The 25,268-nt window shown below is 29.9% G+C and carries 24 protein-coding genes and 3 pseudogenes; 4 read left to right on the forward strand and 23 right to left on the reverse strand.

Annotated elements, in window-relative coordinates:
- Positions 1-141: 141 nt before the first annotated feature.
- From CLRAG_RS08265 to CLRAG_RS08325, 14 genes are all read right to left on the reverse strand, one after another.
- On the reverse strand, positions 142-1,986 hold the full coding sequence (locus CLRAG_RS08265) for a DnaJ domain-containing protein (RefSeq protein WP_154104964.1): 1,845 nt from the start codon (positions 1,984-1,986) through the stop codon (positions 142-144).
- A gap of 22 nt (positions 1,987-2,008) precedes the next feature.
- Positions 2,009-3,202 carry a tetratricopeptide repeat protein gene (locus CLRAG_RS08270; protein ID WP_065077988.1) on the reverse strand — a complete coding sequence of 398 codons (1,194 nt, stop codon included), beginning with the start codon at positions 3,200-3,202 and terminating at the stop codon, positions 2,009-2,011.
- 24 nt (positions 3,203-3,226) lie between these two features.
- A complete protein-coding gene (locus CLRAG_RS08275) occupies positions 3,227-4,945 on the reverse strand; it encodes an Hsp70 family protein (protein ID WP_065077989.1) in 1,719 nt (572 codons plus the stop codon).
- Between the two features lie 26 nt (positions 4,946-4,971).
- A complete protein-coding gene (locus CLRAG_RS08280) occupies positions 4,972-5,511 on the reverse strand; it encodes a nucleotide exchange factor GrpE (protein WP_065077990.1) in 540 nt (179 codons plus the stop codon).
- Between the two features lie 277 nt (positions 5,512-5,788).
- Complete coding sequence (locus CLRAG_RS08285) at positions 5,789-7,303, reverse strand: hypothetical protein (RefSeq protein ID WP_065077991.1); 1,515 nt, start codon at positions 7,301-7,303, stop codon at positions 5,789-5,791.
- Positions 7,304-7,347: 44 nt separating this feature from the next.
- Positions 7,348-7,641: a hypothetical protein gene (locus CLRAG_RS08290; RefSeq protein ID WP_065077992.1), complete on the reverse strand. Its 294-nt coding sequence runs from the start codon at positions 7,639-7,641 to the stop codon at positions 7,348-7,350.
- Between the two features lie 4 nt (positions 7,642-7,645).
- Positions 7,646-8,029 carry a hypothetical protein gene (locus tag CLRAG_RS08295; protein WP_065077993.1) on the reverse strand — a complete coding sequence of 128 codons (384 nt, stop codon included), beginning with the start codon at positions 8,027-8,029 and terminating at the stop codon, positions 7,646-7,648.
- A gap of 47 nt (positions 8,030-8,076) precedes the next feature.
- Positions 8,077-8,241 (reverse strand): hypothetical protein, encoded by a 165-nt coding sequence (locus tag CLRAG_RS20865; RefSeq protein ID WP_023163223.1) that lies wholly within the window; start codon positions 8,239-8,241, stop codon positions 8,077-8,079.
- A 275-nt stretch (positions 8,242-8,516) separates the two neighbouring features.
- Positions 8,517-8,882, reverse strand: coding sequence for an SMI1/KNR4 family protein (locus CLRAG_RS08300; RefSeq protein WP_065077994.1), 366 nt, complete (start codon positions 8,880-8,882; stop codon positions 8,517-8,519).
- Positions 8,883-8,891: 9 nt separating this feature from the next.
- The gene (locus CLRAG_RS08305; RefSeq protein ID WP_065077995.1) at positions 8,892-10,058 is read right to left on the reverse strand and encodes a hypothetical protein; all 1,167 of its coding nucleotides are present in this window, start codon (positions 10,056-10,058) and stop codon (positions 8,892-8,894) included.
- A 4-nt stretch (positions 10,059-10,062) separates the two neighbouring features.
- Positions 10,063-10,890 carry a hypothetical protein gene (locus tag CLRAG_RS08310; protein ID WP_065077996.1) on the reverse strand — a complete coding sequence of 276 codons (828 nt, stop codon included), beginning with the start codon at positions 10,888-10,890 and terminating at the stop codon, positions 10,063-10,065.
- A 52-nt stretch (positions 10,891-10,942) separates the two neighbouring features.
- Entirely contained in the window at positions 10,943-13,093 is a 2,151-nt protein-coding gene (locus CLRAG_RS08315) for a dynamin family protein (RefSeq protein ID WP_065077997.1), read from the reverse strand.
- Positions 13,094-13,250: 157 nt separating this feature from the next.
- Positions 13,251-14,240, reverse strand: a complete 990-nt coding sequence (locus CLRAG_RS08320) for a helix-turn-helix transcriptional regulator (protein WP_065077998.1) — start codon at positions 14,238-14,240, stop codon at positions 13,251-13,253.
- A 33-nt stretch (positions 14,241-14,273) separates the two neighbouring features.
- The gene (locus tag CLRAG_RS08325) at positions 14,274-14,888 is read right to left on the reverse strand and encodes a GGDEF domain-containing protein (protein WP_065077999.1); all 615 of its coding nucleotides are present in this window, start codon (positions 14,886-14,888) and stop codon (positions 14,274-14,276) included.
- Positions 14,889-15,292: 404 nt separating this feature from the next.
- Here CLRAG_RS08325 and CLRAG_RS08330 point away from each other — a divergent pair, with 404 nt between their 5' ends.
- Positions 15,293-16,195 (forward strand): GGDEF domain-containing protein, encoded by a 903-nt coding sequence (locus tag CLRAG_RS08330; protein ID WP_065078000.1) that lies wholly within the window; start codon positions 15,293-15,295, stop codon positions 16,193-16,195.
- Positions 16,196-16,232: 37 nt separating this feature from the next.
- Here the strand turns inward: CLRAG_RS08330 and CLRAG_RS08335 are convergent, their stop codons facing one another.
- Positions 16,233-17,624: an MFS transporter gene (locus CLRAG_RS08335; RefSeq protein ID WP_065078001.1), complete on the reverse strand. Its 1,392-nt coding sequence runs from the start codon at positions 17,622-17,624 to the stop codon at positions 16,233-16,235.
- A gap of 214 nt (positions 17,625-17,838) precedes the next feature.
- On the opposite strand from CLRAG_RS08335, the gene CLRAG_RS08340 reads away from it, so the two are divergent.
- Together CLRAG_RS08340 and CLRAG_RS20155 are read left to right on the forward strand one after the other, a co-directional pair.
- A complete protein-coding gene (locus tag CLRAG_RS08340; protein WP_065078002.1) occupies positions 17,839-18,876 on the forward strand; it encodes a nuclease-related domain-containing protein in 1,038 nt (345 codons plus the stop codon).
- 63 nt (positions 18,877-18,939) lie between these two features.
- Positions 18,940-19,038 (forward strand): annotated as a pseudogene (locus tag CLRAG_RS20155) (DUF255 domain-containing protein); the annotation flags it as partial.
- 69 nt (positions 19,039-19,107) lie between these two features.
- Here the strand turns inward: CLRAG_RS20155 and CLRAG_RS08345 are convergent.
- The 3 genes from CLRAG_RS08345 to CLRAG_RS20500 all read right to left on the reverse strand — a co-directional run bounded on the left by CLRAG_RS08345 (position 19,108) and on the right by CLRAG_RS20500 (position 21,337).
- Entirely contained in the window at positions 19,108-20,568 is a 1,461-nt protein-coding gene (locus CLRAG_RS08345; RefSeq protein WP_065078003.1) for a cell wall-binding repeat-containing protein, read from the reverse strand.
- A 188-nt stretch (positions 20,569-20,756) separates the two neighbouring features.
- Complete coding sequence (locus CLRAG_RS08350; RefSeq protein WP_065078004.1) at positions 20,757-21,035, reverse strand: hypothetical protein; 279 nt, start codon at positions 21,033-21,035, stop codon at positions 20,757-20,759.
- Positions 21,036-21,199: 164 nt separating this feature from the next.
- Entirely contained in the window at positions 21,200-21,337 is a 138-nt protein-coding gene (locus CLRAG_RS20500) for a hypothetical protein (protein ID WP_154104966.1), read from the reverse strand.
- 184 nt (positions 21,338-21,521) lie between these two features.
- Between CLRAG_RS20500 and CLRAG_RS08355 the strand changes: the two are divergent.
- A pseudogene (locus CLRAG_RS08355) lies at positions 21,522-21,710 on the forward strand (DUF255 domain-containing protein); the annotation flags it as partial.
- 18 nt (positions 21,711-21,728) lie between these two features.
- On the opposite strand, the gene CLRAG_RS08360 reads toward CLRAG_RS08355, so the two are convergent.
- From CLRAG_RS08360 to CLRAG_RS08375, 5 genes and pseudogenes are all read right to left on the reverse strand, one after another.
- Positions 21,729-21,911 carry a hypothetical protein gene (locus tag CLRAG_RS08360; RefSeq protein WP_065078006.1) on the reverse strand — a complete coding sequence of 61 codons (183 nt, stop codon included), beginning with the start codon at positions 21,909-21,911 and terminating at the stop codon, positions 21,729-21,731.
- On the reverse strand, positions 21,912-22,361 hold the full coding sequence (locus CLRAG_RS08365) for a recombinase zinc ribbon domain-containing protein (RefSeq protein WP_065078007.1): 450 nt from the start codon (positions 22,359-22,361) through the stop codon (positions 21,912-21,914).
- A gap of 15 nt (positions 22,362-22,376) precedes the next feature.
- Positions 22,377-22,526 (reverse strand): annotated as a pseudogene (locus CLRAG_RS21390) (recombinase family protein); the annotation flags it as partial.
- A 3-nt stretch (positions 22,527-22,529) separates the two neighbouring features.
- The gene (locus CLRAG_RS08370) at positions 22,530-24,398 is read right to left on the reverse strand and encodes a leucine-rich repeat domain-containing protein (protein WP_065078008.1); all 1,869 of its coding nucleotides are present in this window, start codon (positions 24,396-24,398) and stop codon (positions 22,530-22,532) included.
- A gap of 305 nt (positions 24,399-24,703) precedes the next feature.
- The gene (locus tag CLRAG_RS08375; RefSeq protein WP_065078009.1) at positions 24,704-25,249 is read right to left on the reverse strand and encodes a GIY-YIG nuclease family protein; all 546 of its coding nucleotides are present in this window, start codon (positions 25,247-25,249) and stop codon (positions 24,704-24,706) included.
- Positions 25,250-25,268 lie beyond the last annotated feature (19 nt).

The following is a 25,268-nucleotide window of genomic DNA, read 5'->3' on the forward strand; positions in this document are numbered from 1 at the left end:
TATAAAAATACAGGCATTCTGAGTTAAATTTTTACTTAAAATCTATGTATATATTCTTTTAAATTTTAAATCTCTGTACCATTTTACTCAGCTTTTGTGATTCTTCTACAAGTTTTCCTACTTCCTGAGAAACTACTCTTATTATGTTTTAGATGATATATAAAATCCTATAAAAGCTCCAATAATAAATCCCGTTGCATGGCCAATAAATCCCCCAATAATTGCACAAATTATAATAGTTCCACAACCAATATTAGATGAATTTGAATTAGTTGTTTGTTTACTGCTACCACAACTATTATTATTTGATGTTGATCCTGTTGTATTTGAATTATTAGTACTTTCTTCATTAAAGTCTGATGCTTTATAACTAAATTCTTTATGACATTTTGGGCAAGTTACAATGATTCTACCTGAGTTCTCTGGAACCCTTAGCTTTTGTCCACAATTTTCACAAAAAATAATAATTTCTTTAGAGTTTCTAGTAGTGGATTGATCGTTGCTATTATAACTATTGTTACTTGTCGTTGAATTTGCTGTATTTGAATTGTTATCTTTTACAGCTGCAGACCTTAACTTTTCTAAAAAATCTGGATTTAACTTATATAAATCAGGGTAATTAGATTTTATTCTATTAATACTGCTAATAATACTATTAGTAGCTTCATGATTTATGTCTTCTATTATATTTTTAAAATATTTATCTCGATCCTGTTCTGATAAATCTTCTGATAACCATAATGCAATTAATTTTATAATGCTATTAACTACAGTAGTATCATCTTTTAATCTATTCCACTGATCATCATGTTTTTTATTTTCTTGTGAAATGCGATATATATCTTCATAAAGTTCTCGCTTATAATTATACAATATATTGTATTCACTCTTTAATATATCAATAGATTTTATTACATTGATAAAATCTTCATCTACATAACTTTGTATTGCACGTATATTTTTGTCACAATTTTCTTTTAGTTCATCTTTTTCATATTCATCCGCATATAAGTAGTATGAAATGGGTCCTTTTAATGGTGCAATTATTCTTTCATCTTTTGATAGTGTTTCATATAAATCAAATGCTTCTCTAAGCTCTTTAGAATCGTTATATAATTCTTTAATTGCATCATTACTATCATCTATTTCAAGTGCCCTTTTAGATATTCTTTCAGATAAGCTATATATTTTTGCTTCATATAATTCATATGCTAGTTTTCCAAATTTCCATGCCACATATTCTCTTGATTCTGTTTCATCAGGGATTATTTTCTCAATTTCATCAATTATTTTTTCTATGCCATCTATATCATGTGCAAAAATATATACTTGTACCATTTGAAAATAATATATAAAATCTTGAAAATCATCATCTTTACTTTTTCCTATGCAATTTTTTAAAAATGCAATTGCTTTATCATATTCTTTTTTATCTATATATAATTCCGATAATGCTAAAATAATATCATCTTTTATAGGATCAATTTCATAAGCTTTTAACCATGCTTTTTCTGCTTTATCATAATCTAATTCTTCTTTATATACATAGGCAAGATTACTATAAAAAGTTGCATTATTAGAATTGATTTTAATTAACTCTTCAAATTGTACTAAAGCTTCGTCATATTGTTCATCATAAGCTAATGCTAATCCTAATCTATTCTTTGCAAAAGTTAGATTAGGTTCTATAATTAATATTTTTTTATACTCTTTTATTGCAGTTTTATAATCTTCATTTTCTAAAGCCTTGCTACCTGCTTTATCATGTTCATCTATTTCATCTTTATATTGCGAAAAGGCATCATATTCTGACCTAGATATTGGATCAATTAGTCTTTCATAAGCTTGGCTTAATTTTTTAAATTCTTCAGGTGCTTTCTCTGGAGGATACTTTCTTAATAACTTTGCATATGCTTTTTTAATTTGTCTATCGTCTGCTGTTCTATCAATATGGAGAATATCATATAAATCTTCTATTATAGCCACCTCCAATTTATTTAAAATAATTTTAATTATCTAAAATATACCTAACTTTTGAATTTATAAATATACTATTTGGAAACTCTTGCTGTAACTTTTTTAAAACATTCTTTGCATTATCCTTATATCCCTGCTTGTATAACATCAATCCATAATTATATAATGAATCATCATAGTAATTTTTACCGACAAACTTACTTATATAATTACTATAATATTTTTCTGCAATTTTATAGTTTCCCTTTTTTTCGTAACAAACGGCCAAATAATATGTAGATTCAGCCACTAAATCTTCTTCTATTCCATTACTAACAATATATTTAAAGTTGTCTATTGCTTGACTATACTCTTGATTTTTAAAATTTGAAATACCATTCTTAAATATTTCAGATTGGCTGCCGCTAAATTTTTTATTTTTTACATTTTTATTATCTAATGTAGTTTCTACATTAAATAAACCATTTTTTTGATTTTCATTTTTCAATTCATTTTCTGCTTTACTATACTGAGACTTACTTTTTTCAAGTGCCAGGTTACTATCATTTAGCTTATTTTTATACTCTATAAGCTTGCTCGACATTTGAATATATTTATTATGTTCATAATATAATACAATTGCAATCAATAAAAAAACTATTATGCAGCAAGCTGCTATTATATTGTTACTTTTGAATTTATTGTTTTTATCACTGGATATAATATTTTTACTGTTTATTTCATTCAAATACATTAAGCACTTAACATTTTCCCTATCCATACTAAGAGCAAGTTGTACATAGTGTTTTGCTGAATCATATTCCACTAGTCCATAATAGCAAAGTCCTATCATAACATACGGTTCAATTAATTCTTTATTTAATTGATTAATTTCTTTCAGTGCATTTATCGCATCTTCATATTTCAAATTATTGATATTATCAATTGCTAAATTGTATTTTTCAATAAGTATCTTAAATTCATCACTATTTAGGGAATTCAAATAATGACCTGCTCTATTATTTTGCATATCATACGTTAAACTTTTACGCCAATAAAAGTAGGACTTATCAAAATTGCAGAGCATGTATTGACAAATTCCCATCAAATTTAAAGTTTGTACATCTTTTGCATAATATTTTAAACATTTTTCAAGCAACTTAACTGCCTTTGAAATCTTATTATTTTTTACATAATCCAATGCATTGTTATAGTAAATATTTGATATTTCAATTAAGTTATTCATTTTTTACTCCTAAAAACAGACTTTTTAGCCAATATCAAAAAGTAAATCAGTTAATTCATCATCACACTTTTCAACTAACTTCTCATTATTATCTATTACTGCCTTTTTTAGTTTATCTAAAGTCTTTTGTACTTTTTCCCTGTCGTCATCATTCATTTTCTTCATTTTTCTTTCACATAAATCTATTGTGCTTTTAACTTTTGGTGCTAATTCACACTTTTGCCAATTATCTAAACTTTCCTCTTCAAAGAACATTGAATCTTTTTTATCAATACCTTGTGTATCTATAATTTTACTTACTGATTTTCCAGTGCTTAATATTTTAGCTGTTACTTCTAATATTCCATTTAGGTTATATGTGAAAGCTACTTCTATGGCTTCCTCACCTTTTGGTGCCTCCGGAATGCCTTCTAACACAAACTGTGCTATTTGTGTATTTTCTATTACCAGTTTTCCATCACCTTCATAAACATTAATATCCACACTAGTTTGGCTATCATGCATAGTGTAGTAAACCTTTTTTTCAGTGCAAGGTAGTTTACTATCTTTCATTATAATAGGATCAAAAATACCACCTCGTAATCTACCATTTCCTACATCTGAAACAATACTTATTCCTAATGTATAGTTGCATGCATCCGTTATTAATATGCTATCATCAGAACTAATCTCATCACTTTTTATTCCCGCTTGTATTGCTGCACCTAATGCCACAGCTTCATCTGGATTAATATTTGTTTTTATTTTATTGCCAAATTTAGTCTTTAATAACCTTTTTACACAAGGTATTCTGCTTGAACCTCCAACTGCTAATACAACATCGATATCCTGTGCACTATAACTAGAAGCCTTAAACGCATCTTGTATTTCTTTATCAGTAGATTCTACTAAATCCATTATAAGTTCTTCAAACTTGCTACGAGTTAATTTAATACTAAGTTCCAATGGATTTTCATCTTTATCAATAGCAATATAAGGTAAATCTATTTCAGTTGACTCCATACTTGATAGCTCAATCTTAGCTCTTTCAGATGCATCTTTTATCCTTGACATTGCCTTAATATTACCTCTTAAATCTATATCATATTTTTGTTTAAAATCTTCTATAACGTATTTTTCTATTCTTTCATCGAAGTCCTTTCCTCCAAGCTTATTGTTACCCCTACTGGCTTTTACATCTAGTACACCATCAAACAATTCAAGAACTGTAACGTCAAAAGTTCCACCACCTAAATCATATACTAGAACTTTTTCTTCAGATTCCAAATTATTAATTCCATATGCAAGTGCAGCGGCCGTTGGTTCATTTATTATTCTTTCTACCTTTAGTCCTGCTAATTCTCCCGCTTCTTTTGTTGCTTGTCTCTGTAAATTATTAAATTTTGCTGGCACAGTAATTACTGCTTCCGTTACTTTTTCACCTAAAAAATCTTCAGCATATTTTTTTAAATTTTTCAAAATCATAGCTGATATTTGCTGGGGCAAAAATTGTTTTTTTCCCAAGCTAACTTTTGTATCGGTTCCCATTAACCTTTTGACTTCTATTACAGTTCTTTCTGGTTTTAATATAGCGTGTCTTTTTACCAATCGTCCTACAATAATTTCATTATCATCAGTAAGTCCAACTAATGAAGGCGTTATCCTATCACCTAAGTCATTTACTATAATTTCTGGTTTACCATTTCTAATATAGGCGATTTCAGATGTTGTAGTTCCCAAATCAATTCCAATTATCTTCCCCATGTTCCTTACTCCTTGTCCCTATATATTTATCTAACAGCAATTACAGATGCTATTCTTATAACCTTTCCATTCATCTTATATCCTTTTCTAATAACATCAATAATTTCATATTTATTTTTTGTGTTATCGTGAACAGCTTCTACACATTCGTGCAATTCTGGATTAAATATTTCTCCTATTGTAGGTATTTCTTCAATTTCTAACTCTCTCAATTCTTTTCTAATAATCCTCATTACACTATTCGTGTTACTAATTAAAGCTTCATTTTGAGATTTTTCTGCAAATATACAAACATTATCTACCTGATCTAATATTGCCAAAACTTTTTTTACAAACACTTCCTCTCTTTTATTTCCATTAGTTAACTCTCTTTTTAAAGAAGCAATTTGGTCATTTTTTTCTTCTAGTTCTTCTTTCAATAACTCCATAGACATTATGTTTCTTTTATTTGTTTTGTCAATACTATTTATTTTAGTTTCTACATCATATAAATCATTTAAAGGTACCTCATATGTATTTATTGATTTTTTCTTAAATGATTTTAATTCATTTTCTATCGAAAACATTTTTTCTCCTATCTTTTATGTAATATTTTACAATTAAATATTGACGAGTTTGAACTATTTATTCAATATTATCCTAAAATATCCTTTACAAACTTACCGTTTTACAACATACAAAGGATTCAATTACAATTATACATAAAATAAAAGTAAATTTCCATATATTTTGCCATTTTTATCATCATACCATTGTTGATATTTCTATGGATAAGGTGGATTTCCGTTAGCCCTGTTTTCCAACTTTAACCCTATTTTTTTACCTCTTTGTAATCTCTTTATTTTATCTATTAGCAGTAATATCCTCAACCACTTTAGTTTTTGTTGATACCAAATCATAGCAATAGACTTCTTTATTATTTTTGCCCTTATAAAAATAATACTTATTGTCTTTTATTAATGTGTTCATGCTCCCATTATATCTGCTAGGATCACTATTTACATTTACCTCTATATTTTTAGAATCTTCTATTTCTATTACCTTATATTCACCATTAGTTAAATTGTACTCTCCAATTCTATTAAAAAAGTAATGATCACTATAATTATCTAGCAATTGAACATAAATACGATTGTTTTCAATTCCAGCTATGTACTTTGGCACTATTCCTATGAATGTTTTTTTAGGTGGAAAAATATTATGGGGATTTTCAAAAACATGAATAACTTCACATGCACCCGTAGTCAAATTCTTCTTTAATAAAACTCCCGTTACCCCATTAGCTTTTGAGGTTTCATATGCTTTTTCATAATCTGCACGTGAACTTGCAGTTCTATAACAGAAGGTAAAAATATCTACAATCTGATACAAGTTATTATCAGTTCTAACAATGTTGCCACAGGGAACAGCACCTAATTCCGAAAAAAGGGCTTTATTGTAATTTTTATCAAATAATTCTTTAAAATCTTCATAATTTTTATTTTCGAGTTCTCTTTCGCCCCATATAGTTGCATAGCTACCATAGTCCTTTTGTAGTTGTTTAACATTATTATTTCTAGTAGAATTTCTAACGAAAAAAGATGATAACACCCCAGTTATACTTACAAAAACAATCAGTGCTGCAATAATACTGATAATTAGTTTATTTCGTTTAACTCTTTTTTGTTTCATTCTAAGCGCTTTTTCTTCCCTTTCCCTCTCACGCTGCAACACTTTTTCCTCACGTTTTTGCTTAAAGATACTCAATTGTGCTTTATCCAAATATAAGGATAGTTCTTCTTTATTCGCTTTACAATTCCTACAATTTTGTTTTAAATTGGTGCTGCCACAAGCACACTGCCACCCATTGTTACCTATCTCTCGTTGCAAAAAAATTTCTCCCTCTAGCAATTTACAAGCTCTGCGATATATCTCTATATCCTCTTCAGATAATTCGGAAGAAAGACTCTTTTGCTTTTCTACCTTTATGTAGTCACTTTGTGAAACATTTGTAATGCTGTTATCCTCCCATACGATTGTTTTAACAAACACATCAACATTCCTTACTAACTCCGATGGTAATACTACTGGTGTCTTAGTGCCAAACGCAGAATGTGATTCACAATTAGCATCAATATAGGAGAACGAAAAATCTTTTTGGTTTATTATATTCCCCTGTTCATCTTTACAATTATAGGTTATATATAGGGATTTTAAATTTTTATCAGAATAGTTAAAAAATTTAAGCTGCATAATGCTATTCTTAGCTTTTCTATCCCAGAGCAATGCTCCTTTTTGTAACTCTACCTCACATAAAGGGCAAATTTCTAAAATGTCCAACTTGCAAATGCGCTTATACCTACTGACTTCTTGTCCCATTTTATATTCTCCTCATTTCTATTTGTAATCCAGCAAAGCATTTACTATAATTCTGGTAAATCCTCGTCATCATCAATTGTTTGCTGTGCTACTTTATTAGAATTAACACCTGATGCAATGTTGGATATTTCATCAGTCATAACAGCATTAACAGTATTTCCTTGTGCTAATAATCGCTGAATATCTGCAAGCCTTTGGTCTATTGACCCAAGAATTTGTACACGTTTATTAATTTTCCAATACCAACACCAAAACGCTCTTGTAAGCAAAAATATTATTATAATTATCAGTATATAGAAAATAAAAGCCCCTATACTAGCCTTAACTAAGTCTTCCATAATTCTACCTCCTAGTAGATTTTCTATTATTTACTTGTGAAGATGAAGTATTTATTATAATTGATGGTATATCAATAGTTGTCTTTAATTCCTTCTTTCCTGTTAAAGATATAATAAATAATACTGCCAATATAATAAATGGCAAAGTAAAGTTAATCAAAAAGAAGAATAGGACAATTATATTTGTAATTACTATTATTTTTCTATGTTTAGTTTTCCTTATTGTTGATACTATTGTTGGAGCTAGTATTACTACAGTACTAATAATGATGATCAATAAAATTAATATAAAAAATAATATGCCCAAGAATTTAAAACTTTCTGAAAGTGATTGGATAGCATTTCTAAATGATTCTAATTGAGATACGCCATTGAATAGCTTGTCCACAATTGTGTTCACCTCCTTCCTCTGCAAATATTCTATATGTTGGCATACTACTTACCTATAACCTTTTCTGCTTCTCTTTGAAGCACTAAATTAGAAAGCATAGCATAAAAATCCTGTTCTTCTTTACATTTAGCTTTTCTAAACAAATCCATTAAATCATTGTAAGAATAATTTAAAAATATATCATATAATTTTTCATTATTATTCTTCATTTAAACATACCTCCATAAAGACACTTTAGCATTATATAAAAACATTTTTTACACCTCTATTATATCCTATTCTCATAATCTAAACATAGTATCTTCACAATACTTAACCAAATCTATTTCTCCTAAAAAGTGCACACCTTTATACTGATATGTTACCTTGTACTGGGCGACTCGATATGACAGCATGAATGTCAAAAGCCGTTGGTCGCTCAAGGGAACATATCAATGGCATTTTTGCCTTATCATCTGTTTGTGGAAACACATCTTCTGATCTTTTATCTATTAATGAGATTTAAGAACTCCCCAAAGTTCGCTGCCAACTTTTCACTTTTCACACTCGTTGCCCCATGATAACAAGAAAATACGCCCTCTGTATTGTAAAAAATAGGGTCACCATTACAAGTAGAAAACACAAAATTTTCAGATCCTAATTCATACTCATCTTGCAAAGATTCCAATTCTTCAACTGGGAAAAAATGAATTGCATTTCCATCCATTGTCACTTCGACATCAACAGGGTTATATTTTTTAAAGAACTCTTTGAGTTCATTTGGAATCATTTCAATGTTTCCAAAATATTTTTCAAAAATATTACGTTCATCTTGATGCATAGCTATATTGACAAACTCTTTGTTATTCATAATACCCTCCTAAACAAACGATGGTTTGCATTTATCAATCATATAAACACGTATTTTCTCTGACATCTTTCTTTGATGTGTAATATCTACAATCGAATAAGTAATAAAAATTATACCTGTACTAATTGAGACAATAAGTCCGGCAGGACCTCCCCATATGCCTTGGGCGGCTATTGAAACAGCTAATAATGACAACGAAAATAATGCTTGCTTACCAATTCGAATAGCAGCTTCTTTAGTTGCCATTCCAGCTCTTTTCAATTTTATAAATTGATATGTCGAGAATATGGCAATCGTTATTACCCCAACTGTACCTATACTACACATCTTTGATATATTTTCAGTAATATTTACTCCGAGATTAGACAACATTCCTTCCATAGCATGAGTTGCTAATTGTCCAATTGTTCTACCAATACCATAGTCAACTACTGATTGAATTCCTGATACGGTACCTGTCTTTCCACCTTCTGCAATTGCATATTTTATAGAATCTGGGGTTACACCGGATTGTGCAACAGATACGGCAAATCCAATGGTAAATCCAATACCAGCACCAATTGCGGCTGCAATCCCAACTCCACGAAGTTCATTTTTAAACACCCTTTTTGCATTTGTCTTTTTGAGCATTTTGTCTTTATCAATCATTGGAGCATCACTTTCATTTTTCCAATTACCGTTATGTCCCTGCTCTTTATGCCCTTCTCTTGACTTATAAAATTTTATGTTATCCGGATTACCTTGTTCTTTTGGATGGTTTGCAATATTTTTTTGATGGTGCCCTTCCGCTCCACGAACTTTACCATTTTCTCGAATTTCCTGCTGTTGTTTCTTATTCCAATTAGCAGAACCTTTACCTCCCATATCTACATCAGCCTTTTCATAATCCCAAGCTAACTTAACGCCATCATTTCTGGCTCCTTGATATGATGGGTCATTAGTTAGCCCTTCTGAAACCTTCCGGGCAATTCTACCTCTCTGGGTTTGTAGTGTATTAAGGAATCCATTTAGCTGATTGTTAAATTGCGTAGTGGTCGCAGATGTTGCATACACTGAAGTTGCAATTGCTGTTGCTCCTATTCCTCCAGCATAAGAGGATGACAGATGTGTGTTCTGTTGTATTGAAGTAGGTTGATAAAAAGTAAGACTTTTATTGTTCCTAATTTCTGAAATCATATCATCACCTCAATTTTCTCTCACATTCAATAGAGAATCGTGTCAATGCTAATTTTCCATCATCGTCAAGTTTTCCAAAGATATACGAATATACATGATTATAATAAATTAATGTTTCATTAAATAATCTTGCTGCATCATACGCAAATAGCGTTGATGATACTAAAGAAAACAATTGTGTCTGATTCTTATACTTTTCCTCATCATTTTTGAACATCTTGAATGCCTTATTATACGATTCCACGGCCTTTTTATTATAAGCAACATTACTTTTATGTTCCATTTTCCTCATCTTGTCACTGATGCAGGCCGTACACTCCTTATTAATTTGGTCATAATGTGTTTTTTGTTCATCTGTCAAGTAATCATGCTCAATTTTCGCATCAATCTGACTGATTTCCACAAGAACCTTATCAACCTCTTCTTGTGAGTTTGCTTTGCTCAAGACTTGCTTAGCTTGGTACAATTCTTTTATAAATTTATTATTGCTTGCTTCAATACCCTTAAGTGCCTTGGATGTTCTCTCATTTTCTTCTGTGATTAACTTGCTGCTGATTTCATCGATGCGATTCTTATATGTGTTAATTTTCTCTACTAACTCTACATTCAAATCAGCATTTTCCTCAAAAAATGCAAGAGTAACATTTGCTTGTCCAACAAACTGCTTTCTTTCATCTAACGAAGGGAGTCTTTCAGCCAATGATAATAGCAGTTCTAAATACGTACTAAATTTTTCCACATCCCCATGATCCTGATTAACCATGTTGCGTCCGACCATTAATGCTTCACTAATCTTTCCAGCATCTTTATACTCATTAAAAAGTGTTATCATTTCATTTCCTCCTTGTACCATTCCCAATTGTAATAAGTTGAAAACCAATATTTTACAATGGGATATTCTCGAAAAAAGACATTAAGTTCTTTAAAATTACTATATTTTTTTGAATTGCCTCAACATCATAATTATTTACAGTGTTTCTTAATGTTTGCACATAATTTGACCATTCTTCATCAAGTTTCTGTGCAGCCTGATCAAATGCATCTTCTGTTTTTTTCCAGTAATCAGTAATTCCTTCACGGAACTGTTCAACGACCTTGTTCTCATCATATGCTTTTACAAGTTTCTTCGCTACACTTTTTTCCCAGCCACCACCAAATAACTTAGCAATTCCAAGAGATGCAGCAATTATCAATCCTATAGCAATTCCAATAGGTCCAAATGATATGACTCCTCCCACTCCCATTGCCAATGCCATATCGCCAAATATGAATGCCATTTCACCTGCAATATAAGCACCTAATCCACCTATTATTCCAATTTTAGCCAAAGCTGATATAAATGCATAACCGGCATCAAAATCAACATCAACAGATGTTCCATCAAAAGCAGCCTTTATGCCATCAGTATATTTTTCAATATACTTCTTCGTTTCTTTCGACAGAACCTCGGCTTTATCAGCTAATATAACATTACATCTTGCTTGAATTATATCTTGCAATTGACTGGCGAAACATTCGACTTCTTCCTTCTTGTTCCTAATTTTTTTGTCTTTTATCATTTTCACCAATGAATCGGTATTTATTGTTTCAGCACAATACTGACTGAATTCATTGGTTGATTCCATTGAAAGCGTATTAATAAGTTCATATATTTCATCTTTTTGATTATTGTTTTCCTTCATTCTGTCCAACTCGCTGTTCTCTATTTGTTCTAATAAGACAACATACTTTTCTCTTTCAAGTGATATTTTCTCATAATGCTTGATTTCTTTTTCAAGATTAGGCTTTTTCACTTTAACATACTCATGAATAAATTCTCTTGTCCTTGCATCAATTATTTCTGGTAGTTTCTCAAGTATTTTCTTCAAGTCTTGATTGAATCCGGTACACAATGATGGAATATCTGTTGTATACGTGTAAAATCTCCTTGTCAATGCCTGCTCACAATAATTTTCAGTATTATATCCGGATATTTCTTTTCTCCTATCCCAATATTCAGGAGCCAACGTTTTGCAGAAATTTTCGTACCCCCTTCGAAGTATATTTGTTAATTCAGTAGAATTTCCATTGCATACAGTATGTGCTTGTGATGCAACTACAAATAAATTTGATAACGGTTTGAGGTCATTTTCTTCTTTTTTCTCCCATACCGGAAGGTTTCTAACATTTTCTTTAAGATATGTGATATCCTCAATACGCATAAACCCATTTGCCTGAGATAAGTAAATCAATACATCTGTTCTCTGTGCAGCCTTAAATGTAATTGTATCATCGCTTTCTTTTTCAGTACCAAATCCCGGCAAATCAACAATATCGCAATCCTGCAAAATAGGTGCATCAAGAAATATAACTGCAGAACCAGCATTCTTCTGAAACATATCACCTTGTCGAGTACCAAATGAACGAAGTATCTCTACGCCGCCCTGTGCAATTTTCCACTTCTTACAATACTCTTCATCGTATAATCTTTTGGGATCCCACAAATCTTCGCCATCCATATTATCTGCGAACACCCATACATCATCTTTGATAAATTCAGGCATGTCCTTAATATGCTTAATATACACAGCAATTGATGTTGTCGGAGTCCAAGATGTCGGCATCTTTTCCATACCAATAAGTGCATTTATCAATGTGCTTTTACCTGTATCAGAACGACCAACAATAGAAATACTTGGTTTTACATAATTTCTCTCAATCCCATCTCGTAAATCATCCACATATTTGTATTTTTGCTCTTCTGGGACATCCATCTTTTCCAATGTATCTTTTATATATTCAATAATACTCTTTTTTGTAAAATCTGCTTTTTCCCAGGTATTCTTAGCATCAAAAGGCTTTGGTTTCGGCTTTTCATAACTCATAATTGTATTGAAATCCATTCCTGTTTTCTCAGCAATCTTTTGCAAAACAATCATTGATGGTTCGTTTGTTACTTCCCATTCTTTAATTCTTGAGATGTCCACATCAAAAGAATTTGCAAATTCTTCTTGACTTAATTTTAGTTTGTCCTCTCTTAATGACTTAAAGTTCATATTGTTTCCTCCGTTTTATTTATTGAATTACTTTGACTAAATTTCCTTGACTTCTTAGCTACATATCGATACCCTTTCCAAATAGTATGGATGGACTTGGTCTTATGCTGCGATTCTACATAATGAAATGTTTAATTACTTATGTATCATTTAAACATTACCTATACAACATTCTCATTTTTTCAATAGTTTCTACCATTTCCTCTCTAAATTTATCAGAACTTAAAATCTCCACGGAATCCCCCTGACTTAAAAGCCACATCTTTATACCTCTACCAAATACCTTTGCTTCTACTATGTATTCCCCATGGTTTTCTTTTCTTACTTCAGCATTAGGTAATCTATCTAAAACTGCTTCTATAGACCTACCTGTATATCTAAACTTAACCCTTTCCAATTCTCCTGCTTGCATGAATTGAATCAGTTTTCTAAACTCTCCATCTTGAAATCTTTTGCTATAATCCACTTTATATTTTCTATCCGTAACATCTATATTTCTAATTCTGTCCACTCTATAAATAGCAGGATATTCATAACTTTTTCCTTCAATAAACGCTATAAGATAAAAATAATATTCAGAAAATAATAATCCTTCTGGATATACAATTCTTCTAGAAACCTCCTCTCGCAGCTTTCCATCTGTACCCATCTTGTAATATTCCATATCCAGTATTTTTTTATCTTCTATTGCACTGCTTATTTGCCATAACTTGTCCAAAAGTCCTTTGCCATGCTTCGGAGGAACATAATTAGCTAGTTCATTACCTATAATATATTGAATACTTTTTTTATCTTCACATACACAATTACCAAGAAGCTTGCTAATCATATCTTTCATTTCATTCTCAATAAATCCTCTACTTTCTAAGAGAACTTTAGAAATCGCTAAAATCTCCTTTTCGTTGAGATTTTTTTCATGCTTTTCTTTAAGAATATACCCACCTTTTTCTCTATCTACTATAACTTTTTCACCTATGAGCTCATCATTAGGGTTTTCTTCCACAAAATCTTTTATATCTTTTATATATCTATAAAAAGTTCTTTCATTAATATTAAATTTGTTTATTATATCATTCTTTCTAACTACTTTTCCTTCTTGCAAGCCATTATAAATAAATAATAATACGTCTGATTTAAATCTTTCCATACTAAATATTTTACCTCTTTTAAATATTTTCACTTAATTTATATTATTTATACATTTATCGTCAAATTTCTCCTTTTTATTTAACTTTTTATTATACATTTTAAAATCAGCATTTTTTATCAAATCACTAGCAGTCATTTCACTTTGCCCTTCCTTTTTATACTCATAAAATCCACAGCTTAAACTTAAATTATACTTGCTACTATTCTTATTAATTTCTTCTATCTTTACATAAATTCTATGCCATATTTTATTAATCTCTTTCATTGTTGTTTCAGGAAATACTACTAAAAATTCATCTCCTCCCATTCTAATTACAAAGTCAGTTTTTCTAATACTTTCTTTTAAAATTCTTGCTGTGTTTATTAAAAGTTTGTCACCTTCTTCATGACCAAAAGTATCATTTATTATTTTTAATCTATCTATATCAATAAAACAAACAACCATATCTCTATCATTAATTTTTGATAAATTAAGCCCTTTATCTAGCAACTTTAAACCTGATCTCCTGTTTAGTACACCAGTCATTGCATCCGTATTTGCATAGTAGTTTAATTTTTCTTTTTCTAAACATAACTTTTTTAACATATCATCCTTCTGTCTTAAAATTTTAATAAGCATTTTCTTATCCATGTTTTCATAATCCACTTATGCCTCTGCCCCCAATATTTACATATCCTAAATTTTACTTTAATTATATACTATTACAATGACATTGACTGTCAGTATTAATAAAAATTTACGAACTTTATTTTTTGAATATTTTCCTCCACAAAAGATAAATCTATAATTTGTTTCTGTTTCGCAAAGTTTGTAAATTTAAAAATCCTATAACGGGGATTTTGGATATTTATAAGGTAATACTATGATAAAAAATATGTTATAATTTTTATATACGTTAAGCAAGATTTATCCGATCGCTACCATTGCTAACACCCCCATCGCACTCTGTGAAAGCGACTATCACCAAATCAAAGATTTGGGATATCTGCTTTTCTTCAAAGTGGGGGATAAGCACTGCTACGCACCTGGATAAGTTCTCTAAGGTTCAGATGAAAATTTCTACAATCGCACTTTTTATTGCTACATTATTTGCAAAATTAGTTTCAAATATTAATGATGTTAATTATACTCAAAACCTTATATATATTTTTAGAAATTGTATTAATATTTTATTCTTTTTAGCAGCTTATTTGGGGATAGGTAAATATTACAAAACGGCTCTTAATTTAGTGTCTGATAAAACCATAAGGTATATGTCTTTATACCCAGTTACTGCCTTTTTATTGCTAATTACTAACTTTACGACCCCCACACACATTGCACATTTAAGAAATTTTAATTCTGCATATGATATGATATTGTTTTTATTATTCATACTTCTAGGGTATATACTCGTATTTATGGGGATATCTTCAGCATCTCAAATAGTTTCCATGCAATGTAACCTAGAGAAGTTGGAGTTGATTTCAAAAACGGATTCATTAACTGGGCTATACAACCGAAGATATATTATGGAAAAACTTGAAAATGAGTTTATAAATTATAAAAAAAGCAAAAATAAATTTTCGCTTATCCTTGCAGATATCGATTATTTTAAGAAGATAAATGATAGCTTCGGACATGATTGTGGGGATCAAGTGCTGAAAGCAGTAGCACAAAACTTACACAATGCGGTTCGAGAACGAGGGTTTGTATCCAGGTGGGGAGGAGAGGAATTTCTTATCTTGCTTCCAGAAACAGAAATCCATGATGCCCACATACTTGCGAATAAAATTAGGGAAACTATTGAAAAAGAAATTATCGAGTATAATGGAATTCAACTATCAATTACATTGACCTTTGGTGTAACCGTTAATGAAGATTATGAAACGATTGGTGATACAATAAAAAAAGCAGACGATGCATTATATACAGGAAAAGGTGAAGGAAGGAACTGTGTTGTTTTATCATAATTTTTCAATTCAATTTACTTTAATTACATTTTTACCATCACTGCTTTTTTCTACCTTTATATGGCTTATCACTAAACATTGGAAATATAATTCCAAATATTAACATAAAGCTAAATGTTTTAAATGTATTATCATAAACAACATAATTGCTAAGAGCTGTATTATTCATATTATGGTTTAACAATGTAGCTAATACAGCAACACCAAGTACCATACCAATTGTACGTGAAACATTAGCAACTCCAGATGCTATTCCAACCTTATCCCTTGGTGCATTTCTTACAACAGAGGCCATTAAAGGAGACATACTCATTCCTACTCCAGCTCCACAAACCGCTAATCTCCACATTACATCTAAACGAGATGAACCAGCATCAAGAGTACCAAATAAATATACTGAAAGTGATGCAAGTATTATATCTAATATTGCAAAAAGGCGAGCTCCAATCTTATGTGAAATAGGTCCAGCTACAAGGGATAATACTACCATGGTAACTGGCATTGCAATTATAGTTAAGCCTGCATCAAGAACTGATAATTTCATAATACGTATTAGAAAGAATGAAACTAAGAACGAACCTGCCATCATACCAGCAGTCATGAAAATCATAGTTACAGAAGCACCAGTAAAATATTTAGATTGTAATAATTGCATTGGTAACATTGGTTCCTTTACTTTTACTTCAATAATTATAAATAAAATAATAGATACTGTAAATAGTATTAATATATATATTGAGTTCCATCCTTTATCAGGAGCTTGAATTAATCCAAGTATTAGTGTTAACATTGAAATACTACTTGTTATAATACCTAAAAAATCTATGGATTTAGTTGCAGTTTCATCAAAGGATTCCTTTAAAAACATTGCAGATAGTATGAATGATATAACCCCAAATGGTACATTTACAAAGAAAACTGCCTGCCAGCTAAAAGTATTTGTTAATAATCCCCCTAATCCTGGTCCACAAGCTGAAGCACACCCTCCAACAGCACCCCATATACCAACGATAGCACCAAATTTTTCTACTGAAAAAATTTCTACTGATAATGGAATCGTTAATGGTACCATTATACCAGCTGATAAACCTTGTACTACTCTTAATACTATAAGCATTTCCAATGAATTTGAAAATCCCTCTAAAAGAGATGTAAGGGTAAATACAAATAATCCAAGTAGAAATAATTTTTTGCGACCAAACTGATCTCCAAGTCTTGATGCTGTAAGAATTATTACTGCAAGAGCTATATTAAAACCGTTAGATATCCACGTAATGTCTTGAACATTTGTATTAAAAGATTCTGTTATTTTAGGCAATGCAATATTAACAATTGTTGTATCAAGCATTGTCATAAAAAAGCCTATTACTATAGCTGCGAAAGCTACTATTTTTTTATTCTTAAAATCAGTATTTTTTTCATTATTCATATTTCATTTTTCTCCTTCATTTTATAAATTCTGATTAGTATTCACTTTTTGGATAACAGCGAATGTAGTTCTGGTATATAGCTTGTAATACTATTTATTGATAAATGTAATAAAAGCTATACACAAATGATATATTTTAATATAAAATATGCTTATACGTTACGTCAGATGCTACGAAAATATTAATATAAATATACAAAGGAGGAAGTAATTTGTGGCAAAAATAATAAAAATGAATAATAATATAGCTGATAAAAGGGAAAGTCTCCAAAAAAAAATTATAAGACAATACATGTGGATGAAGGCAGGAGATATAATAGTTAAAATATTTGCATTTATGTTTGCATTATTCTGTATAATGGGTTTAATGGGTATATCAGTTCATGCTTCTCAAAAGTCTTTTGAAGAAGTTAATCAAGAAATGCAACAGCAAGCTGAAAAGAGCAAACAAAAAAATCAGCAACAATTTGAAGAAAACAAGCAAAAAGCTCTACAAGAATTTGAGGCTGGTCAAAAAAAGTCTCAACAACAAGCAGAAGAATATAGACAAAAAATGGATGAAACATATGGTAAAAGTAGACGAATAGCAAACCAAAATGTAGCTTATGCTAGTGTAATGCTTTTCTTCGCTTTGATTTTTACTGCTTTTTCTAAAATAAATAAATTTTTTAGAAAAAGAATAGTAAAAAAGTTAAAAAAACAACTTGATATATATGAATCAGGGCTAACAGGAGAATTTAACACAGTTCAAAGTCTTGCAAGATTGTCAGATGATTATACTATAATAAGCAATCCTATTATAACTACAAACGGAAGCAGTAATGAATTAGATAATCTAATCGTGGGTTCAAATGGTATTTTCATTGTTGAAACAAAAAATCATTCAGGATTTATACAAGGTGATGTTAATAATCAAAATTGGAAACAAGACAGAATGAATAGTGGAGACCACGAATTTTATAATCCAGTTAAACAAGTAAGTCAGCATGGTAGAAGAATTGAAGAATTTTTAAGATTAAATGGATTTAACTTTAAAGTTCAAAAGATTGTTTATTTTTCCAATACTGAAGTTGCAATTAGTATAAGTGGACAAACAGATGTTAAGATTTTCTGTAATAGAGACTTAGATTCTATGTTAAGTAATATAGAGAGCTTTAAAAACAATACTACTTTATCAGAGAATGATAAGGCAGTAATTATAAATGCTATAATTAAAAATCAAAAGGAACAAAAATTTAATATCAAACAGTAAAACTATTAAAAATATTGTTGAGGTACTATCATTTGAAGATTTTATAAAACTTTATAAAACTTTATGAACCTAACAAGTACACCCAATAGATTAATAAATGAGAAATCCCCTTATCTCTTACAACATGCACATAATCCAGTAAACTGGTATCCCTGGGGAGAAGTTAACTATATATCTTCTCCCCTACAAAAATAACTCTATTGCATTTCACTTGCTTGTTCTCTTGTAATCCTAGCTCTGGTTATCCCTATAATCGAAAGCATTCCAATCCATACCACTAGTTGCATCATCTACTAACCAACGTCCATTTTCATAAATTAAAGTAAAACTACAATCAAAAGGACTTTTTTCTTTAGGATCATCCTCATAATAAGTACGTAAAGTTACATTTATTTTATTACCATCTACAGTTTTATTTTCTATTTTAGATTGTAAAAATAAAGGCCTTATTCCAGCATTACTACCAAAGAAATAAAAAATATTATTTACCTTTATAAACAAATTAGTATTTATAAAGTGATTTGATTTTTTTTCTGAAAAATATTTATTATAATAATTAAATAGCTTGTCATAGGTATTTACATTGTCTTTTAGTTTATAATAAGTTCCTTTATCCGTAGATATAGTATTATTCTCAGTAAGTCCTAGTATATCGCAGCAATATGTTTGATCTGCATTATATATTAATTCTTTTATTTCATCATCACTTATGCTTGGTATAAAAACTCCACTGACAATACTATTTATTACTGCATCTGTGACTACGCCTGTACCTCCTAAAGCTACTACATTATTATATTTTTCGTGTTGAGCTTTTATTGAAGATTCTACTGAAGGATCAACGTAGGTTCCTACTAAAATTAGAGGAGAGTTACTTGAAGCTGCTAGTACACTGCCAGATAATGCATCTGGATAATTTTCTCCTGATGCAACATAAATCTTATCATAACTAAAATCATTATCAAAATGGTCTAATATAGCTGAATTTGTTTCATATCTACTATTTCCGCCAAGCCTTGTAACATTGTTCAACTGTGAGGATATTTTATCACTTACTACTCCAGTTCCTCCAACTATATAACTTTCATTATAAGAACTATTATGTAAAAATTCCCTAATTGGTGTTGATAACTCATCCTTGGCAGTAAGTAATATAGGCATTCCCTTTTTTGCTGCTATAGGTGCTATAGATAAAGCATCTGCAAATCCAAATCCATTTGTTACTACTGCACCATTAATATTTCCTAAAGCCTTAGCTACCTCTAATGATGTCTCAAATCTGTTTTGTCCATATATTCTAGTAGTTTCAATATTCATATTTGTTATTTCAGATTTTACATTATCAGATACAGATGCTGTTCCACCAACAATAAATACTTTTTTTACTTTAAGTCTTGTTAATTGTTCTTTGGCCTCTGAACTTAAAGCATTCCTGCTAGTTAAAACTATAGGTGCTTTATTTTTCTCAGCTAAAGGTGCCGCACATAGTGCATCTGCAAAGCCTTCTCCACTTGCTATTACAGCATATTCTGATGATATCCAACCTGAGTCTACAATTTTAGAATTAGTTTCATATCTATTATTGCCGCATAATCTATCTTGTAGTGTTGCTGCACTTACAACATTTGATGTAAAAAATACCCCACAAAATATAGCTGCAGTAAAAATAATTCCTGATAATCTTTTTTTCATGTTTATCCCCCCTACTATAACCAGTATAACCATTTTATATCAATAATTCCACTTATTTTATGTCATAAAATTTAAGTAAATTAAATCATTTTATTAAGTATTTGCTGTAGGCAATGCTGTTTTTAAACGTTATGATGCTCCTCCTATCTATTAATTTTTCTATATTTTTAAATATAGAAAAAGATCCTCTACCACCAGGTATTAGCTTGAATCGTACAATAAAAAGAAAGAGTATTTATAGTAGATTTACAGTAGATACAAATAGTATATTTTAATATCAAAATTATAGAACTCTTTTCTAATATCTTTATAAATTCCTCTATATTCTCTCTTTTAGCACTTCGCTCTAACCGCTTTTCATTTATTCCTTCAAGTCTATTCTCTATAGCTCCATAACGTTTTGTTAATGAATTATAACGTTCTTCATATTCAGCTTGATCTAAAGCTATGTATCCATTTTCCTTCACGCACTTTTTTAATAATTCTACTACTTCACTTTATTTTTGAAAATTAGTACTTTCTTTATCAATCTTTGAAGTATCCGTTAAAGCTTGTATTATTTCTTCATAGTCTTTTAATACCTCATCTTTATTTTTAACAATGCTATTAAAATCCTATAAAAAAGATTCTTTTAAAGTATCCTCGTAAATATGACGTGTACCACACTTCTCATCATTTTTAAATTTAGAATTGCATTGCTATATAACCCTTCTATGTCTACTGTTGGAATGCCAAACTTTTCTTCCATAGAAGCTCGCTCAATTACCACAAACAATTTTACCTAAAAAACAATTTCATCTCAAATCCTTTATCAGTTCTAATTTCAATATTTTTCATAAACTGCTTTACTTTATTTTTAAATATCACATCCCACGCAAAACATACTTTTATTTGAATAATTTACTTCACAAAAGATAAATCTATAATAAGAATAAATTTTAGGAGGTGATTCTATGAACCTAACAAGCACACCCAATAGATTAATAAATGAGAAATCCCCGTATCTCTTACAACACGCACACAATCCAGTAAATTGGTATCCCTGGGGAGAAGAAGCATTTACAAAGGCAAAATCAGAAGATAGACCTGTGTTTTTATCCATAGGATACAGTACGTGCCATTGGCGTCATAATAGGCAACGATAATATGTACTTAAATCCTTACAGAAAATTTATTTCTATTTCTGCTTCCTTCGTATCTACTTTCCTCCATATCACACTATCTAATATAGTTCGATATAATTTGTTTTTATCTTTTACATCTTCTATTGAGTCAATATTTTCTAGGAAATAATTTATAATATTCAGCCTTTCTTCATCAGTAACCTGTTCTTGAAATTTCAACTACTTCTCTAACAGGGAAATTTGGCTTTTGGCTTCTAAAATTTTACTATTCCATTTTGATTTCCTTCTTAAAAATTCTTCTCTACTATAATCTCCTAAATCATATGAATCTTGTATTTTCTCAAGAGCCTCTTGAAATTTTTTCAATTCCCTGCGTTTTGATTTTAATTGATTCATGGTAAGATTTTTTCCTTTATTATTTATACCTTGCAGTTTGTTTAAAACTTCTTTTTTATATTGTATAATGGCTTTTTTTATTTCATCTTTTACTGGCTGTAAATATCCTCCTCTATTAATACACCTTTTCCCACTGCTATCTGAATATCTGCAGCACCTAATTAAATCTTTTCCATCCTTTTTTTTCTGAATCTGCATCGTATGTCCGCAGCATCCACATCTTAATACTCCCGTAAATTCAGTCTTTGAAGCTCTTGCCCCTGCTGGTATCAAAGTTCTTTTCTTAATTAGCAGCTGTATTTTATCAAATTCATCTTGTGTTATTATAGCCTCATGGCAGTTCTCAACTATTACCCACTCTTCTCTAGATAACTTTCTATAATTTTCAGAAGAAGACTTTTTTACTTTATGGGCATCCCCTTTTTGTTTATTGCTTATATGTTATTCATATATGATAGTGCATCTTGGTAAAAAATTTTTTAACGAAGCCTTATCAACATCACTTATTTTATTGTTCTTTAAATCAAGAAATTTTAAAATAATTAAATCCTTTAACCCCTTTATATCACTTATTTCATTGGAACTTAACCCAAGTGCTTGTAAATTAGTTAAACTATTCAACTCACTTATATCACTTATTTTATTGGAATCTAAATAAAGTTCTTGTAAACTAGTTACACCTTTCAATGCACTTATGTTACTTATTTCATTGTCAGCTAAAAAAAGATTTTGTAAATTAGTTAAATCCTTTAACATATTTATATCACTTATTTTATTGTCATCTAAAGAAAGGGATTCTAAATTAGTTAAACCTTTCAATGCGCTTATATCACTTATTTCATTGTTCTCTAACAAAAGCTTTTGTAAATTAGTTAAATCCTTTAACCCATTTATATCACTTATTTTATTATTCTGTAAATAAAGAGTTTGCAAATTAGTTAAATCTTTTAATCCACTTATATCACTTATTTGATTATCAGCTAAAAAAAGGAATTCTAAATTAGTTAAACCCTTTAACCCATTTATATCACTTATTTTATTGTCAGCTAAATTAAGTTCTTGTAAATTAGTTAAATCCTTTACCATACTTATATCACTTATTTGATTACTATATAAAGCAAGTGATTGTAAATTAGTTAAGTTTTCAATTCCACTAATATCTTTTATACCTCTATCCTGAGCACTTAATACAGTTATTTTTTCAACATCACTTTTATACAAAGTACCATTTGGTTTATCAATAGAGTCTCTTACTGCCTCTTCTAAATTTTTATCTTTAAAACTTACTATTGGCTTACCAGTGATAATGCCGTTTATGATATCAACTGTATCATTTGTAACAACACCTGTTCCACCTATAACATTTAAGTCTGAAGTTTTAGGTATATTAGTTTTTATGTAATCTATCGCATTTGCTGTTGCTTGTGATGTTTGGCTATCCAATAATACTAATGGTGCTCCAGTTTTTCCAGCTACTGCAGATGCTACTAATGCATCTGCATATCCATCATTGCTTGCATTCACGATATATACTTTATTAAAATTTAGTGTTGTACTGAATGCCGCTAATCCTTTTAAGTTAGTGTCAAATCTATCAGTTCCTCCATTAACCCTTGAAGTACCGTTAACTGTATTATACATTTTGTCACTTATTACATTTGTAGTTCCTACAACCGTAACTTTTGACTTATTTTTTGTTACGAAGTCAATTGCCGGTTTCATACAACTTGTATCATTGTTAGCTAACAAAAGAATCTGTCCTTTAGCTGAAGCTATTGGTGCTACTGATAAAGCATCCGAGAATCCTTCCCCTCCAACCATCATAACATTACTTGGATCTACTCCTAATTTAACTAATTCCGTAGCGACAGCCATATTAGTTTCATATCTATTTGCTCCACCTAATTCTGTTAGTTTATATTTGGATTTTAAGCTATCCCTCACATCCTGTGAAATTGAAGCATTTCCACCTATTACATATACATTTTTAGCTTCTAATGAAGATAAAGCAGCTGATGTATTTGGATCCAATGCATCAGCTGTTGTTAATAATATAGGAGCATCTAATCTCTTAGCTAATTCAGAGGCACTTACTGCATCTGAATATCTCTCTCCTGATACTAACACAACATTATCTGAAGTTGTCCAATTTGACGTAGCAACTTGTGCTGCTGTAGCATACCTATCAGCACCACTTATTCTTGTGACTTGACCTACTGATGCCTTAACTGGATTAGCTGATAAAACTGTAATTATAACTAATGACATAATTCCAAGACTTGCAAGTGGTTTCAGAATTTTTTTACTCATTTTCATGCATCCCCCTAATTTAGTATAAATCTTTATACACATACTAATTATAACAATATTCTATAATATATACAATATTTGGACAATACTACCATTTCTGTTACCAGGGACAAAATAAAAAAAGATATGATTGCCTTTTTAGTTAGTGAACAAAATTAGAATATCCTCAATTAAAGTTCTATATTATATTTATTAAAATGCAGCTAATTATCATAATCCAATACTTTATCCAAATTGCTTTTACTAGCCTACAAGTGCAAGCATTTTCTGTTTAAAAAACATAATGTATTATTAAATAAGTTTGTTTATCGTTCAGTTCGTAACTTGCCTAATTCTTTTCTAAAAGTTTCATTCGCATTACTCTTATTATCTTTCAGGTTAAGCGGTGGTTCGTAAGTATTAATTAAAAATATTTCAAATTCCATAGGATTATCAATTTTTACAAAATGCATAATTAAATTATTTTTCATCCATTGTGTAAGTTGTTCCTCATGTTTAGCACTGAATTTGTATTTATTATTATTTTCTTTATTTTCATATTCTTTTTCAAATCCAAATAATACACCAATACTTTTCCTTAATGTTGACTTTCTTGCTGTTCCATAAAAATGGTTCTTATAATCTCTCATCCTTAAACTTTTTACTTTTGAAGTAGGTCTACCCGCAATTCCCACATATATTACTGGTAATCCATAGACAGACTTAAAATCTAGCTCTTTCATTTTATCTGGTAAATCATTAATATTTTTTGAACATATAAGATATGCTCCTGGTGCATCTGGGAGCTTATCTGCTGAATCTATTTCTGGTATAAAACTATTTCTTAATAATTCTTCTAATAAAATTTTCATATTTATTCTCCTTCAAACG

Origin of the sequence: Clostridium ragsdalei P11, assembly GCF_001675165.1 — a bacterium.
In the GTDB taxonomy this organism is placed as follows: domain Bacteria; phylum Bacillota; class Clostridia; order Clostridiales; family Clostridiaceae; genus Clostridium_B; species Clostridium_B ragsdalei.